A 16,449-nucleotide genomic window follows, 5' to 3' on the forward strand; every position below is an offset into this window, starting at 1 on the left:
TTATCATGAAGAAAACACAACTCTTTTTTGCATTGGCCTTCTTATGGTGCCTGTCTAGCCAGGCTTCTGAGGGCAAGTATGAGCGTCTGATCCTTAAGGCGGATAAGTTTTACAATGAGTTTGTCTACCCGCGAGCTATTGACCTGTATGAAAAGGCATTGGACCTGAAGGGGGACTTTGTACCCTACCCGGCACTGCAAATTGCGAATAGCTACCGCTTGATGAACAAGCCTGAGCAGTCCGAGAACTGGTATGCCAAAGTGGAAGAAAATAACGCGCTCACGAGCACGGAAGATAAAATCAATTTTTCCCAGGTATTGCTCAAAACTGGACAGGACAAGAAAGCTAAGCAGTTGATCAGTAATGTGGAAGCTGCAACCCAAACGGATCTCGGACGGCTTAAAAGTCTGGACAACATCGAGGTTTTTTACTCAGACTCAGCTGCGTACTATTTAGAAAATCTCCCGATTAATTCTGATCAAAACGATTTTAGTCCGGTCTTCTATGATGAAGGCCTCGTATTTGTATCCAACAGAAAGACCAGACGCCTGGGGCAAAGCACCTACTACTGGGACGAAACCTACTTTTTGGACCTCTTCTATGCGCCTTTTGAGGGAGATAGCCTGGGTGCTGCCCGTCCAATGAGTACTAAACTCAATACACAGTTTCATGAAGGTCCCGCTGCTTTTTTAGAAAACGGTGAGCACGTAATCTTTACGAGAAACAATTTTCACCTGGGACAAAAAGGAGTGAGCGAAGAAGGTGTAACCATGCTGAGTATGTACTCGGCTAGAAAGAATGAACGAGGCAAATGGGATAAACCTGCGCCAATGCCTTTTAATAGCGAAGACTACAGCGTAGGCCACCCGGCTGTTGCACCCGATGGCAAAACACTCTATTTCTCATCGGATATGGCGGGGACTCATGGGAAGGCTGATATTTTTAAAAGCACCTATGAAAATGGCGTTTGGTCTGCTCCTATCAACATGGGAGATATCATCAATACGGCAGAAGACGAATTATTCCCTTATGTGTCTGAAGACAATGTATTGTATTTCGCCTCCATGGGGCATCCGGGCATTGGCGGATTGGACGTGTACAAAGTAGACCTGAATGATACGGAGCCTGAGGTGATCAATATGGGATACCCGATCAATACAACCAAAGATGATTTTGGGTTTATCCTCAATGGAAACATCGGGTACGTATCCAGTGCACGTGATGGCGGGCTGGGCAGCGATGATATTTATAGAGTAAATGTGTTGGAGATGGACCTCACCGTAAAGCTGGTAGATGCTCAAACAGGCAAGCCTGTAGAGGGAAATATAGCGGTTGAGGATCAGGCGGACGGATCACAGTATGAGTCGCAAAGTGGTGCATTGGAAGGTATAAGACTCCTGAGGGGCCGTCAGCTATCGATAGCTGCAGCCGCAGCAGGATATCAGCCAGCTTCAGAGGTGTTCAACTCGGCTACCTTGGCCAAATCTGTAGAAAGTCATGTGATAGAGGTTGCACTGGAGCCACGACTTGCGAAAATTGATGTGCTATTGGTCACCAATCCAGGGCGTGCAAATCAGGTAATTGGGTTAGGGGAACAACTGACTATTTATTCTGACTATACTTCGCTCAAAACCGAGATGGATAAGCAGTATGCAGATGTAGGTGAACTGTATCGCCTGGAAAGTATCTTCTACGATTTCAATCGCAGCAAAATACGAAAAGATGCCGCTGCTCAGCTGGATGGTTTGGTAGCCCTGATGAAAAAATACCCAGCCATGAATGTGGAGCTGGGAGCGCATACGGATAGCCGAGGTAGCAACACCTATAATAATTGCCTGGCTCAACGCAGGGCAGAAAAGGCACAGGAATACCTCATAGAAAAGGGTATTGCTGCGGCTCGTATAGCCATCACGTATTTTGGTGAAGACAAACTAGTGACCAATTGTGGTGACGGAGTGCCGTGTGATGAGGTAAAACATCAACTGAACAGAAGGACTGAAATCAAGGTTGTAAAATAATAAGACATCATTTCTACTACTACCTAAGGGCAGCTCATCTGTGGGTTGCCCTTATTTTTTGCTTTGAATTTTGCGGACAGCTTTTAGCAAGAGTTTCTTAGGGACAAACTTCGTAGACTTGGCCATCAGCGCATTTCTCTTACCGTGGATGGCTACCACCTCACCTTTTAGCATGGCTTCATAGCCAAAGCTGGCTACTTCTGCTGAGGTAGGCAGGTTTTTCCCTTTGAATAGCCCAGATTCCTGCATATCGGCAGTTTTGGCAAATTCAGATTCCGTGGCACCAGGGCACAGTGCCGTTACCGATACCCCAAACTCTTTCCACTCCTCATACAACCCTTCGCTATACGCTTGTACAAAATGCTTGGTGGCATAGTATACAGACATGAGCGGTCCCGGCTGAAAAGCAGCCGTACTCGAGACCTGCATGATTTTGCCACTTCGCCGCTTCACCATGTCTGAGCCAAATAATTTAGTCAGCTGGCATAGTGCCAGAATGTTGAGGTTGATCATCATCTCCTCACGCTCCCAGTTGGTTTCATGGTAAAGACCAAAATCCCCAAAACCGGCATTGTTAATAAGGTATTCTACTTCTAAGCCTGCCTCTTGTACAGCCTCGTAGACTTCCAGCGCACTGTCCGGTATGCTAAGGTCTTTCGGGATGGCCATTACCTTTACTTCATGTGCTGCCTCCAGTTCGTCTTTTAGTTCCAGGAGCTTGGTGGTACTTCTGGCTACAATGATGAGGTCTCCTCCACGGCTAGCATGTAGCCGGGCGAGTTCCTTGCCTATGCCAGAGGAAGCACCAGTAATGAGTGCTGTTGGGGTCATGTGGTTTTTGTGTTAAAGTTGCTGCTTTTGATAACGAAAAAACTCACCAGAATGATTAGAAGTATTGAAAAGATTGCGACTAGCAAAGTAGTGTTAGTAGAGCCTTGGAGGCCATAGCCGATGACTATCGGTCCGATAGCTGTGGCCACTACCATAAATGTGGTGGTCATGCTTTTGATGGCTCCGAGGTTTTTGACACCATATAGTTCAGCCCAGAGTGCTACACCCGTAAGCGAACCCAGGCTGGCGGTCATCCCCAGGAGAATCATATAAAGCATTGCCGCGAGTTTATGATCGGCAAAAAGCAGTAAGGCGAGACCCAATGCTACAGGTAGCAGATAGAAGGTAAACACTTTTTGGGCCGAAAAGCGATCGACCAACGCTCCTCCTAAAAAGGAGGTGAGCACTTTGGCTATGCCATACCCCACAAAACAAAAGGCCATCCAGTCCATGCTCCATCCTTTGGCAGCTGCCAAAAGGTTTTGATGAATAAATATGCCCGTAATAAAGAACGGTAAGAACATAAATGCCGGAAGCAGCAGGTAGAATTTTGGATCTCGAAGGACCTGCCGGCGTGTAAAATCTGTGGTTTTCGACTGCTCTGGTGCGGTTTGTGGTATTGCGGTATCGGTTTTAATAAGCAGCCTCGTAAGAGGTATAAATATCAGCAAGACGACTGCAGCCAGGGCTATCCATGACATGCGCCACCCAAAGTCATTGATGATAAAAATCAGGACCATAGGAGTGAACGTTTCTGCTATAGCGAGTCCAAGCCCTACAACCGAGAGTGCTTTGCCACGCTGCTCATGGAAAAACTTGGCGGTGGCTGTGGAGCCTATAAGTATCATGCCTCCTTGTCCGAAAAATCGTAGCAAGAACAATCCAGGGATTAATAGCATAAGCCGATCAGCTGAAAACATCACGGCACAAGCCATGATAAGCCCTATGCCCCCAACCAGGCTCAGGTGCTTGAGGTTGGCCCGGTCTACCCAGCCGCCTATCAGCGGCAAAGTAAATGCGCTGGCGATGGTGGCTATCGCATAGCTGTTGCTAAATGCACCGCTCGAAAGCGACAGGTCCGAAAGGATGAATGGTACCGAAACACTGATCAGAAATGTCTGCCCGATGCTGGAGAAAAAGTAGTGAAGGGCGCCGTAGGTAAGTTTGTATGGGTACTTGCGTAAAAGTTGGAGGTAATTCATGCAGCCAGATTAGGCCGCAAAGCTAGTGGATTAGCCTATTTGATGCCGCTCGTGTAAAAATCAATATTTACTACTAAAAAGTAGAACAAATGGAAATCAAGCACCGTATATTAGTTCTACAATTTAGTAGTATCATGAAAGAAACACGACTAGGAGAGTTTGAGGAAGTGATTTTGCTGCTCGTAGGCATTCTCACAGACCAGGCTTACGCCATGAAGTTGGCGGAGGAGTTTGAGCAGCAGTCTGGGCGTAGTGTATCCATCGGGGCGGTACATTCTACGCTAGAGCGTCTACGCGAAAAAGGGTTTTTGACCTCCGAAATGGGTCAACCCACTGCGGAGCGTGGGGGCAGGCGCAAGCGCTTATATCGCATCACTGCAGAGGGCCAGCAAGCGCTGAGTGCCTCACGCGACCTTCGAATGAATCTATGGAGTCAATTTCCAGCATTTTCAGGACAATGAGAGTGATGCTACTGAGCTGTATGTTGTGCTTATGCTGGGGAGTCAGCGCACAGCAAAATGAACAGCTATTTTCCGAAATTAGAGCACAAGACAGCCTGCTCTTCGATGTGGCATTTAATACCTGCGATCTGGCAGTTTTTGAGCGTTTGGTAGCCGATGATTTGGAGTTTTACCATGATCAATCTGGTGTTATGGTTGGGAAAGATACGTTTCTGGCCAATACCAAAAATGGCCTGTGCAACCTGGACTATCAGCCCATCCGGCGACTAGATCAGATGCAGGTATTTCCTATGTATAATCAAGGTGGACTATATGCTGCTCTCCAGACTGGCACTCACTCATTTTACGCTGAGTTTGACCATCAAAAAGGAGAACAACTGACCTCTCAGGCACAGTTTGCTCACTTGTGGGTGTTGGTTGACGGAGCGTGGAAGCTATCTCGAATTGTGAGCTATGACCATCAGGCGCCATGAGTAAAGTATCGCCTCCAAAGTATGCTGAAAAACTGCTGGAATGGGTGCTTCACGATGAGCTGGCAGAAGAAGTGCTGGGCGATTTGGAAGAGCAATTTTATGCGCATGCAGACCGCAAAGGGCTCCGCCGTGCAAAACGAAACTACTGGTATCAAACCTGGAATTACCTCCGACCCTTCGCTCTAAAACCAACTAAACTAACCAATCATTTTAGTATGTACCGTCATTATTTTAAACTTTCGTGGAGAGCTTTAAAGCGCCAGCGCTTATACTCTTCCATCAAAATTGGTGGGTTTGCACTAGGCATAGCTGCTACCATATTTATTGCTCTTTTTATTCAAGAAGAGGTGAGTTATGATCAGCACTATAAAGATCAGGACCGTATTTTTCGAATGATCAATGTAGTAGATGCCCCAGATGAAAAGTCTAAATGGAGCCATCTGCAAGCACCGATTAAGGCGGTGCTGGATTCGGATATTCCACAGATAGAGCAGTCGGCACGCTTTATAGCTTTCAATTGGTACAATGCCGGAGACAATCAATTTCGCCCGCAAGGCACCACTCAGTCTGTATATGAAAAAGGATTTGCCTACGCAGACCCTGAGCTGCTAGAGATTCTGGAAGTACCTTTTATCTACGGAAACGCTACTACAGCTTTGGCTCAGCCAAACAGCATTGTGCTATCCAAGGAAAAAGCCGACAGTTACTTTCCAAACCAGGACCCAGTGGGCCTGCAAGTCATCCTCAATGAGGAGGAAGATAATGCTTACACCATTGGTGGCGTGATGGACATAGTAGCAAACACGCACCTTCAGGCTGATTTTTTGCTAACGCTGAAGGGGAAGGAGTTTTGGCCCGGAGAGCAAACTTCCTGGGACTCGTGGAATTACAGTACCTACGTCAAGCTGGTGCCAGGTGCGGACCGACAGCAGGTAGAGCAAAACCTGCTCGCGATTCGCGATACCCACATGGCCGCTACATTGTCTGATAATGGAGGCGAGTCTGCCTTTGATCTACAAGCGCATTTTAGGTTTTTACTACAGCCGGTGAATGAAATCTACCTGACTCCCGCGGAGGAGTTGCACGATAGCCTTTTACATGGAGACCGGAAAACGGTGTGGTTATTTGGCTGTGTGGCATTATTTATTCTGCTGCTCGCCTGTGTGAATTTTATCAACCTGTCTACTGCGAAATCCGCTATGCGAGCCAAAGAAGTCGGTATGCTGAAGGTGGTGGGTTCCTTCCGTAGTGACCTCATTCGCCAGTTTTTGGCTGAGTCTGTGCTTTTTTGTGTGATTGCGTTTGGGTTTGCGCTGGCGTTGGTTGCATTGCTTATGCCCTACTTCAATATCCTTACAGGTAAAACCCTCGAACTGCCCTGGTTAGACTTCTGGTTCCTTCCAGGGTTTGGGGTGCTGATTCTTCTCGTCGGTGTGATATCGGGTATTTATCCGGCGTTTTATCTGTCGGCGTTTCGCCCAGCCGAAGTGTTAAAGGGTACGGTGACAAAAGGTAAGAAAAGCTCACGATTGAGATCAGGATTGGTGGTTTTTCAGTTTGCCACCACCATCGTGCTAATTATCTGCACGGTGATCACCTACCGTCAGATGGATTTTATTTTGAATAAAAAGCTTGGTTTTGAGAAAGATCGCGTGGTTTTGCTCTATGGCTCCAATACTTTGGAAGAGGGTCAGCAGGCGCTGAAAGATGAGCTCAAGCGGCTATCACATGTGGAGCAGGCCACCATTTCGGAGTTTATTCCTATAACAGGTGCTACCCGCGATCAAAATGGCTTTTGGCTGGCCGGTCGGCGAGAGCTGGATAAAAGTGTAGGGGCTCAAAAGTGGAGAGTGGATGAAGACTATTTGCAAACAATGGGAATGAAGCTCGTGCAAGGCAGGAATTTTTCAGAAGCCTTTGCTTCCGATTCATCGGCAGTAATCATCAATGAAGCCATGGCGCGTGAGTTTGGATTGGATGATCCGCTTGGCGCTAAAATCGTCAACAGTTTTGAGCCCGCCTATCATGTGATCGGTGTGGTAGAGGATTTTCATTTTGAATCGATGAAAGGTGAAATTCGTCCGCTGTGTCTCGTGCTAGGCGGGGAAGGAATTCTAATGCCTCTGAGACTTGCCGGAAGCGACGTAGCCAGCGCCATGCATGCCGTGGAGCACGTGTGGGACCAGTTTTTGCCCAATCAGGCCATTCGGTACCGATTTATGGATCAGGAGTATGCCCACATGTATGACATGGTCCAGCGTACGAGTCGCGTGTTTACCGTGTTCTCGGTACTGGCGATCATTGTGGCGTGCCTGGGTTTATTTGCTTTATCAGCTTTTATGGTAGAGCAGCGAAGCAAAGAGGTGAGCATTCGCAAAGTCCTGGGCGCTTCGCTCATGCAGATTTTTGGATTGCTGACGTTTAATTTTTTACGACTGGTAGTACTCTCGCTGGTCGTAGCGATTCCGCTTGGCTGGTACCTGATGCGGGAGTGGTTAGACACCTTTGTTTATCGGGTGACCATCACCTGGGATGTGTATGTCCTGGCTGGGCTGATCGCACTTGCGGTAGCGCTGATTACCATCAGTGGGGAATCCCTCAAAGCTGGGGTAGATAATCCTGCCAAAAGGCTGCGGTCAGAGTGAGATTTTCGGACTAAATCCAAACGCTTTATCCCTGGGAGAGTTAATCCTACGAAGCTTTTCGAAAATCAGGCAGGTGACTGTCTGATAAAATGAAAACCAGCATGATGAAGAAATGGACCACTATGCTGTGTACGGTGCTTGCTCTCATGTGCGGTGCACAGCCTGCAGATATTCCCGACGACTCGCTGCGCGTAATTCACGGGCAGGAGCTTTACCAAAACCTGTGTTCCAGGTGTCACGACGTGGGCAACCAAAAACTGGGTCCTTCGCTGGCAGGTGTAGTAGACAGGCGGCCAGTACCCTGGTTGCTGCGGTTTATTCAAAACTCGCAGCAGGTGGTAGATAGTGGAGATCCCTACGCGCGCCACCTTTTTCGCACCTATAGTCACATGGTCATGCCAGCCTTTGATCAGCTAAGTGACTCGGCCACACTTTCTATTTTGGCTTATCTCAAAAAGGAGTCCAGTGCTGCATATTATGATTTTGCGGAAGACTCAGCGGTGTATTATGACAAAGCGCTGATCGACAAGGCTCACGATCGTGCCAGTAAGAAACAAGCCGAAGAGCGTGATTACTATGGCGTGTCTGATACCCTCACCATCCCAAGAGGCTCTGCTGTATTGCTCAAAGGCAAGGAACTGTTTAATAGCCAGTGTGCTACTTGCCACGGCATCCATGAGACACGAAAGGGCCCTGCCCTGGCGAGTGTCACAGATCGGAGGCCCCTGCCATGGTTGTTGGATTTTATAGATAGTCCCAAAGAGGTACTCGAAACAGGTGATGATTATGCCAACTTTTTGCTGACCAGCTATCCGTTTGTTATGCCGGGCTTTGAGTTTCTGACTACCGACGATAAGCTGGCTGTGCTTTCCTACGTACGTGAAACTACCGGTGCACCCAGCCATATAGCTGGAGTAAATGCCCGCAGCGGCAAAGCCGCGGATAGCACACCGCAGCTTCAGGCCCTGCCAGAAAAAAACTTAGGGGAAGGCCCACCGCCTCACCGCCCAGATAACCAAGGGCTCTGGAACATTCTAGGGGGCATCATTATCGCTCTTATGCTGATAGTGCTGTTGGTGCTCGTACTCAAATTCATCAAAGGAAAAAAAGACTAAGACACCTACGCAAGGCGAGAGCTGAGGAGTGCTTAGGTTTATTTACTTAACAATTATGAAACTAATTGATTATATTCACGTTTGTTAAGTAAATCATTGAGGAAATATGAAAGAACAAACCCTCGGAGAATTTGAGGAGCTGGTATTGCTGATGGTGGCGGCACTGCACGATGAAGCCTACGGAGTATCTATACTGGAGCACCTGGAGCGGGAAGCCGGCCGCAAAGCCAACATCAGTGCCATACATGTGGCGCTCAAGCGCCTGGAGCAAAAAGGGCTCGTAGTGTCAAGATATGGAGGGATCACCGGTGATCGCGGCGGCAGGAGGAAGAAGTTTTATGTGGTCACAGCATTTGGCAAAAAGGCTCTCGATCAGCAATACACAGTGCGTACATCGCTTTATAAGCAAATACCTGACATTTCATTTGCTAAAGGCTAAATCACTGACATTATGGATACACTCCCAAAACTGCCCATCCGGTTGCTCAGATGGTTTTGTAAAGTAGAGTACCTCGAAGAAATCGAAGGTGACCTGGTAGAGCTCTATGAGCTTCGCGCAGCTACTTCTGTAAAAAAGGCTCGCAGAAGATTGTTTTGGGATGTCATCTGCTCATTTCGCCCCACTAATATCAAATCCTTTCCGCTAACCAACCCTGTCATGAATACACTGTACAACTACACGAAAGTCTATTTTCGCCGGTTTCGAAAAGACCTGGCTCACTATGCCGTCAATACCCTGGGCCTGGCTTTGGGTTTTGTGGTGCTCTTTTTTATCCTCCTGTATGTTTCTGATGAGCAAAATCTGGATGCTCATCATTCAAAATCATCACGCATCTACCGGGTGCTGGAAAAGCGCACAAGCGATGAAGGTCAGGTGCAGCACTTCAGCAGTACCGCTAACCCACTGGGGCCAGCCTTAAAGGCAGAGTTTCCGGAGGTGGAAGAAGCAGCTCGGATGATCTACCTGGGGTCTGGAGCGCTAAAATATGGCGAAAATCAGTTTAGCGACCGAAACTATGCGTTTGCCGAGAAGAGCATTTTTCAAATCCTTGATTTTAATGTGGTGGCTGGCGATCCCCTCCAATCATTCGGTGGAGAAGTGGCGATCGCACTAAATCAATCAACCGCACGAAAGCTTTTTGGTGATCAGGACCCTGTTGGTAAGCTGGTGGATATGCCTGGCAAGCTTAGTGATGTAGAGGTCATAGCCGTCTATGAGGACCTGCCCTATACCAGTACTTACCAGTTCAATACTATCTACATCTTCAGGTTCGAAAAATTTCCTCAGAATTTTAGCGGCTGGTTTGCGTCCTGGGACTCCAGAGGAATGACCACCTGGGTATTGATGAAAGAGAACACACGACCTGCCGATGTGCTGGCGAAGAAAGCGCCATTCATGGAAAAGTATTTTGCAGAAGACGTGCGCGGCTACCATGATTTTTATTTTCAGTCCATCACGGACATGCACCTGGGCTCGTCACACCTGGACCATTATGGCACGGAGCCTTTGCCTACCATAGCTTATGGCGATCGCTCGTTTGTGTCCATTATTTTGCTCATCGGTGTATTTGTGATGGTTATTGCCGGCCTCAATTACATCAACCTGTCTTCCGTGCAGTCCTTGAAGCGGTCACTGGAAGCGGGTATTCGAAAAGTAAACGGTGCCAATGCTACACAGCTGAAGGTCCAGTTGTTTTATGAATCCTTCATTACCTTGCTGATCGCCTATGGCATTTCGCTAGCGTTAGTGGTCGCCTTGCACCCTTTCTTTTTAGAGCTTGCGCAAAAATCTATACCTGTAGCTGATGCATTTCGCATGGAAATTTTAGGCTACCATGCGGTTATTTTTGTGGCCATTTGGGTGATTTCTGCAATCATTCCTGCGCTTTATTATGCAAGTGCAAACCGCTCACTCGTGTTGGTAAAGAATGTGTTCGTTGGCAAGGGCGAAGTGCTCCGCAGAAGCTTTGTGGTAGTGCAGTATGGCATCTCTATTTGTCTGATCGTTGGGTCTATAGTTCTCTACAGACAGTTAGAATTCGTTCAGTCAAAAGACCTGGGTTTTTCACGCGACCAGCTACTTACTCTCGACATCAATAGTGGGGCCGCCAGGGCCAAAGCCACGCAAATTATTGCTGCATTGAAGTCCAGTGCAAATGTGGTAAATGCAAGCACCTCTTCACGAGTGCCCGGAGAGTGGAAGTATATACCATCTGCAGGGCTTTCGGTAGACCGAACCCATGAGCCGGTAATGGCTACCCACTATGCGGCAGACCAAAATTGGTTGGATACCTATGGTATGACCCTGTCAAAAGGACGCAATTTTTCGGGGAGTGATGCAGCCGATACCCTGAAGGTGCTGCTGAATGAAAAAGCCGTGGAAATGCTGGGGTTGGAAAACCCTGTAGGGCAGACATTATGGGTGTCTGAAGACACTGTCTCTAAAATGACTGTAATTGGCGTGGTGAAAAATTTCCATTTCGAGTCACTGCATAAGCCACTGGGGCCGGTAGTGATTACCAGCTGTAATAATCCTGTGTTGGGTATAGATTATTTCACCGTCAAATACAGCCAAAATACCGCTGAAGTAATAGCACATATGGAGGAGGTCCAAAAGCAATTTGATCCCGAAACACCCGCAGAGGTCAATTTTCTGGACGAACGATGGGAGCGTTATTACAAAGCCGATCAGGCTCGTAGCTCACTCATACTGGTGGCCACCATTATTTCCATTATCATTTCCACGTTTGGCTTGTTTGGTTTGGTCAATTTTACTGCCGAGCGTAAAACCAAGGAGATAGGTATCAGAAAAGTAATGGGGGCTACTGTGGCAGAGATCATGTCCATCGTGCTGAAAGATTATCTCGTGCTGCTTCTGGTGGCGTTGCTACTGGCTACACCGTTGGCCTGGTGGATGCTGGAGCGCTGGCTGGCAGACTTTGCCTATCGCATAGATCTGTCGATATTTACTTTTGCATTTGCGTTTGTGGCAGTGCTGTTGGTGTCTTTTGTCACGGTATTTGCACGTGTGTTTCGGCTGGCCCGGTTAAACCCCGTAGTTTCCTTGAGGTACGAATGACTTGTGAGCGTGTGGTTGTGGCATTTTTTAGCCAAGGATTTTTTTAATTTGATCCTGTGACAAGACTTTCATGGTCATAATTATTCCCTTCGACACGGATAATTTACTGGTCCATCCGTTTCGTTGGAACCATGTATGCACCTTTTTTATTAAATTATGTGGTTGGGATGAAACCTATTTATAGGAAATGGAGTTTCTATTAAGTTGGAATTTAAAACCTTAAGAGATTGACACGTATTGAATTTAGTTGTAAATTCGCGGTTTTCTTTTGGTGTAAATTGACCAGCATCCACAGCGTTTTTTAAACCAGGGAAAAAAGAACATTTAATAAGAAATCGTTTAGCATATGCGACAACTCAAGATTACACAGTCGATTACCAACAGACGCGAAAGCCACACGCTGGAGAAGTACTTCACCGAGGTGAGTAACGTACCCATGATTACCCCTGACGAGGAGGTGACACTGGCCAAAAGAATCCGTGAGGGTGACGAGCTGGCGTTGGAAAAGTTGGTAAAGGCGAACTTGAGATTCGTGGTTTCGGTAGCGAAGCAGTACCAAAACAGAAGTCTTCCTCTCAATGATCTGATCAATGAAGGAAACCTCGGTTTGATCAAAGCGGCTAAGAAATTTGACGAAACAAAAGGATTTAAGTTTATCTCATACGCAGTATGGTGGATTCGTCAGTCGATCATGCAGGCACTAGCTGAGCAGTCGCGTATCGTTCGTCTGCCGATGAACAAATCCGGTGCGATCAACCAAATCCGAAGAGCATACGCTGAGTTGGAGCAGCAGTTTGAGCGTGAGCCAACTGAAGAAGAACTTGCCGACATTCTAGATATGAAGCCTAGTGAAGTGCGCAATACCCTGGGTGCTGAGGTGAAGCAGATGTCTATGGACGCGCCATTTGGTGAAGATGAGTCTGGATCACTGCTTGACGTTCTGGAAAACGAAACCACCGGGCCTACAGATGGTGAGTTGGTATTCAATGATTCCCTGAAGGTGGAGACACTCAGAGCACTATCTACGCTTACTGCTCGTGAGCGTGAGGTAATCATGATGAGCTTTGGTATCGGTCATGACAACCCTTACACACTCGAAGAAATAGGAGATGCCATGGGGCTTACGCGTGAGCGTGTACGTCAGATTCGTGAAAAGGCGCTTCAAAAGCTCAGAGAGCCAGGTAAAAATAGAAGACTGAAAGAATTTGTAGCTAACTAATCCTGCTGGAGAGTTAGTCGCATCAAAATATGAAAGCCCATCTGCAACTGCAGATGGGCTTTTTGGCTTTTATGAAGATAGAGCAAGTTTATAAAGCTCCCAGCTTAATCATTAGCCCTGTAGATACTACTATGGTCGCATCACCCACGCCATTTTCTCCTACAAAATTGTCATAAGGCCCACGGTAGAGCTTGCCTTCTAGTTTGAAGTTAGCCGCATCATTGAGCTGATGTGAGACCGTAAGTGAAGCAATGTTCATTATAAACTCACCAACATGTGCAGGAAGTAGCAAGGCGTTTTGGTCTACTACATATTCATATCTACCTGCCAGACTCCACCGATCGATCACCTCATAGCTAATGATGCCGGTGAGAAACGTAGTGGTATGGTGGTCTGACGCATTCGGTACTTCTTGTCGAGTGTAGTCAGCGATGGCCACTATTTTTAGTTTATTCACAGGAGCCAGCTCTATTAAGAAGTTGTTGTGAAACCGGTTGACAGCTGAGTCCCCATCATTTTCTTTGCCGTAGTAGTTTCCATAGCTGACCATGAACTGTTCGCCGAAGCGATGGTCTATAGCGAGCCCCACAGCTTTGTTATTGTTCGTTTCCCCTATGTTTTGCCAGCCATTGAGTACTACGGCTCGGATTTCGGTGTTTTCGGACAGTGGCTGAGTGTACCGTACACCCGACTGGTAGTAGGGCGTATATTCGGTAGCTAGTGCAGGTGAGTATAATGCCCGATCCATGGCTAATGCGCTCTCATACCCAAAGTGCCCACCAAATATTCCGACATCCACCCAGCCCTTTTTTCCCACCTTGACTCCAGCGTAGCCCTCGTAAATCATCTGGTAGAGTTTGTCCGGCTCTGCGCTATAGTTATTGGCCGGATAAGTGCCGGTCTGAAGTGCCAGACTCCCACGAACGCGCTCCCCATCATAGGCACCTTTTATGATCCCGTGGTTTAGCTGAAAGGCATTGTGCTGGTCATGCTGGGTAACGTACAGGCGCTGGTTTTCTGTGGGCTTGCTAAAGTCGTAGGCGTAGTACGTGTCCAGGTAAAAACCAAACTTCATTTCGGAATCTTGCCCGTTGACATTGTAAAATTTCAAAAAAAGGAGGGAAATAAATATAAAAGAGATAATTCTAGTCATTTGCTGTGGGTTTTGATTTGCTTAATTTTGGGCCTCAAAAAATAAATATAATGGATTTAAGATCGGAGAGAATCAAAAATATGGCAGAGTCTGCTACTCTCGCCATGGCGGCCAAGGCCCGCGAGCTCAAGCAGCAAGGTGTAGATGTTATATCATTGAGTCTGGGTGAGCCAGATTTTAAGACTCCTAAACACATTCAGGAAGGTGCAAAGGCTGCTATTGATGAAGGTAAATATTTTGCCTATCCTCCCGTGAACGGTTACCTGGATTTGAGACAGGCGATCAGCGAAAAATTCAAAAAAGAAAATAACCTCGACTATTCACCCGATCAGATTGTGGTTTCTAATGGAGCAAAGCAATCTATCGCCAATACATTTCTGGCCCTACTCGATCCGGGAGACGAAGTAATTGTATTTACTCCGTACTGGGTGAGCTACAGTGCGCTAGTAGAGCTGGCCGAAGGCAAGTGTGTATTTGTTGGGGGAGATATCGAAAATGACTTTAAGCCAAGTGCTGAGCAGGTAAAGGCTGCCATCACTGACAAAACAAAGGCTATTATCTTCTCCTCACCATGTAACCCTACAGGGTCGGTATTTACTGAAGAGGAACTCACGGCTATCGCAGAGGTGCTGCAAGACCATCCAAATATTGTGGTGCTATCAGATGAGATCTACGAACTGATCAACTATGGCGACAAGCATGTGAGCATAGGATCACTACCAGGCATGCAAGACCGCACTGTCACGATCAATGGCTTTGCAAAAGGCTTTGCTATGACTGGCTGGAGAGTAGGTTACATAGGAGCACCGCTTTGGCTGGCAAAAGCAGCTAGTAAAGTGCAGGGGCAAATTACCTCAGCAAACTGCTCTATCGCTCAGCGAGCGGCACTTACAGCGCTTACCACCTCTTTGGAGCCATCTTATGAAATGGTAAAAGAGTATAGAAAGCGTAGAGATATGGTGCATGGCCTGCTTAGTGAAATACCTGGTGTAGAGGTAAACATGCCAGGTGGAGCCTTTTACTTCTTCCCTAACATCAGTAGCTTCTTTGGCAAAAGTGTAAACGGTAAGAAAATTGAAAATGCTACAGACCTCAGCTTGTACATTTTGGAAGACTCCAATGTTTCTGTAGTGACCGGAGAGGCTTTTGGTGCACCTGAGTGTATGCGTCTTTCGTATGCTGCATCAGAAGACGAGCTGAAGCGAGCTATTGCTGCGATCAAGGAGTCGCTTTCTAAATTGTCATAAATGGTCTATACCTCCATTTCGGAGATTTTTGAGGCCTTCAAACATCTAAAGGTGTTGATCATCGGTGATTCGATGGTCGACACCTACACTTATGGTGCGGTACACCGAATGTCTCCAGAGGCCCCGGTGCCCGTACTATCCTCTGAGCGCACAGAACACCGGCTGGGCGGTGCCGCCAATGTTGCGCTAAACATTGCCTCATTAGGGGCTAAACCCATATTATGCTCTGTCATTGGGCATGACCTTTCTGGAGCAAATCTTATTGAGCTGTGCTTGCAGCATCATCTGGACCCTCGTTTTATTGTAGAAAGTAAGGTGCGCCCTACTACCGTGAAACACCGAATGATAGCCGGTGGACAGCAGTTGCTGCGCGTAGATGATGAAGTCACCGATGACCTGTCTGCCATCGATCAGGCCATGCTTTGGAAGCATATCTCGGCTCAACTTCCCACTTGCGATGTGGTGATTCTGCAAGATTATGATAAAGGGTGTTTGTTTCCAGACATGATCGAAATGATCGTTTCAGAAGCCAAGGCTGCCAACAAGCCTGTGGTTGTAGATCCAAAGTTTAAAAACTTCAGTAAATACAAAGATGTCACACTTTTTAAGCCAAATGCAAAGGAATTTGATGCTGCAGTACCAGGGACGGATCTGCCATTGGCTGAACGTGTGGCACAATGGCGTGAGGACCAAGGAATAGCTCAATGCTTGCTGACTCGGTCTGGAGACGGTGTGCTCTATGATTCACAAGAGGATAGTGGGTGTTTGCCTGCCAGGCTGCGTGAAGTAGCTGATGTGTCAGGTGCTGGAGATACTGTGTTGTCCATTGCGGCTTTATGCCAGGCCATACACCTTCCGCTTAGATTTACCGCGGAGTTGGCTAACTTAGGTGGTGGTATCGTATGCGAGCATTTTGGAGTAGTGCCTCTATCATCAGATCGGCTGATGGCGGAGGCAGCAGAAGACCTCCTGCTGCTGGGCATGCTTAGGCCAGCTAAATGAACCG

At 47.3% G+C, this 16,449-nt stretch carries 13 protein-coding genes; 10 read left to right on the forward strand and 3 right to left on the reverse strand.

The window, feature by feature from the left end:
* Positions 1-5: 5 nt before the first annotated feature.
* Complete coding sequence (locus C7460_RS09115) at positions 6-2,018, forward strand: OmpA family protein (RefSeq protein WP_115867788.1); 2,013 nt, start codon at positions 6-8, stop codon at positions 2,016-2,018.
* A 51-nt stretch (positions 2,019-2,069) separates the two neighbouring features.
* On the opposite strand, the gene C7460_RS09120 is transcribed toward C7460_RS09115, so the two are convergent.
* The gene (locus C7460_RS09120) at positions 2,070-2,849 is read right to left on the reverse strand and encodes an SDR family NAD(P)-dependent oxidoreductase (RefSeq protein ID WP_115867789.1); all 780 of its coding nucleotides are present in this window, start codon (positions 2,847-2,849) and stop codon (positions 2,070-2,072) included.
* Positions 2,846-4,051, reverse strand: a complete 1,206-nt coding sequence (locus C7460_RS09125; RefSeq protein WP_115867790.1) for an MFS transporter — start codon at positions 4,049-4,051, stop codon at positions 2,846-2,848. The genes C7460_RS09120 and C7460_RS09125 overlap by 4 nt, the downstream gene beginning before the upstream one ends.
* 134 nt (positions 4,052-4,185) lie before the next feature.
* On the opposite strand from C7460_RS09125, the gene C7460_RS09130 reads away from it, so the two are divergent.
* The 7 genes from C7460_RS09130 to C7460_RS09160 all read left to right on the forward strand — a co-directional run bounded on the left by C7460_RS09130 (position 4,186) and on the right by C7460_RS09160 (position 13,043).
* Positions 4,186-4,512: a PadR family transcriptional regulator gene (locus tag C7460_RS09130; RefSeq protein ID WP_115867791.1), complete on the forward strand. Its 327-nt coding sequence runs from the start codon at positions 4,186-4,188 to the stop codon at positions 4,510-4,512.
* Entirely contained in the window at positions 4,509-4,985 is a 477-nt protein-coding gene (locus C7460_RS09135) for a nuclear transport factor 2 family protein (RefSeq protein ID WP_170147948.1), read from the forward strand. The genes C7460_RS09130 and C7460_RS09135 overlap by 4 nt, the downstream gene beginning before the upstream one ends.
* A complete protein-coding gene (locus tag C7460_RS09140; RefSeq protein WP_115867793.1) occupies positions 4,982-7,630 on the forward strand; it encodes an ABC transporter permease in 2,649 nt (882 codons plus the stop codon). Before C7460_RS09135 ends, C7460_RS09140 begins: the two co-directional genes overlap by 4 nt.
* 101 nt (positions 7,631-7,731) lie before the next feature.
* The gene (locus C7460_RS09145; RefSeq protein WP_170147949.1) at positions 7,732-8,745 is read left to right on the forward strand and encodes a c-type cytochrome; all 1,014 of its coding nucleotides are present in this window, start codon (positions 7,732-7,734) and stop codon (positions 8,743-8,745) included.
* Positions 8,746-8,851: 106 nt separating this feature from the next.
* Positions 8,852-9,184: a PadR family transcriptional regulator gene (locus C7460_RS09150; protein WP_115867795.1), complete on the forward strand. Its 333-nt coding sequence runs from the start codon at positions 8,852-8,854 to the stop codon at positions 9,182-9,184.
* Positions 9,185-9,196: 12 nt separating this feature from the next.
* Entirely contained in the window at positions 9,197-11,824 is a 2,628-nt protein-coding gene (locus tag C7460_RS09155; RefSeq protein WP_115867796.1) for an ABC transporter permease, read from the forward strand.
* A 346-nt stretch (positions 11,825-12,170) separates the two neighbouring features.
* A complete protein-coding gene (locus C7460_RS09160) occupies positions 12,171-13,043 on the forward strand; it encodes a sigma-70 family RNA polymerase sigma factor (RefSeq protein ID WP_115867797.1) in 873 nt (290 codons plus the stop codon).
* 88 nt (positions 13,044-13,131) lie between these two features.
* Here C7460_RS09160 and C7460_RS09165 read toward each other — a convergent pair whose 3' ends face one another.
* The gene (locus C7460_RS09165; RefSeq protein ID WP_115867798.1) at positions 13,132-14,196 is read right to left on the reverse strand and encodes an outer membrane beta-barrel protein; all 1,065 of its coding nucleotides are present in this window, start codon (positions 14,194-14,196) and stop codon (positions 13,132-13,134) included.
* Between the two features lie 47 nt (positions 14,197-14,243).
* Here C7460_RS09165 and C7460_RS09170 point away from each other — a divergent pair, with 47 nt between their 5' ends.
* Together C7460_RS09170 and C7460_RS09175 are read left to right on the forward strand one after the other, a co-directional pair.
* The gene (locus tag C7460_RS09170) at positions 14,244-15,443 is read left to right on the forward strand and encodes a pyridoxal phosphate-dependent aminotransferase (RefSeq protein ID WP_115867921.1); all 1,200 of its coding nucleotides are present in this window, start codon (positions 14,244-14,246) and stop codon (positions 15,441-15,443) included.
* A complete protein-coding gene (locus tag C7460_RS09175; RefSeq protein ID WP_115867799.1) occupies positions 15,444-16,445 on the forward strand; it encodes a bifunctional heptose 7-phosphate kinase/heptose 1-phosphate adenyltransferase in 1,002 nt (333 codons plus the stop codon).
* Positions 16,446-16,449 lie beyond the last annotated feature (4 nt).

It is taken from the genome of Marinoscillum furvescens DSM 4134 (genome assembly GCF_003386095.1).
GTDB lineage: Bacteria > Bacteroidota > Bacteroidia > Cytophagales > Cyclobacteriaceae > Marinoscillum > Marinoscillum furvescens.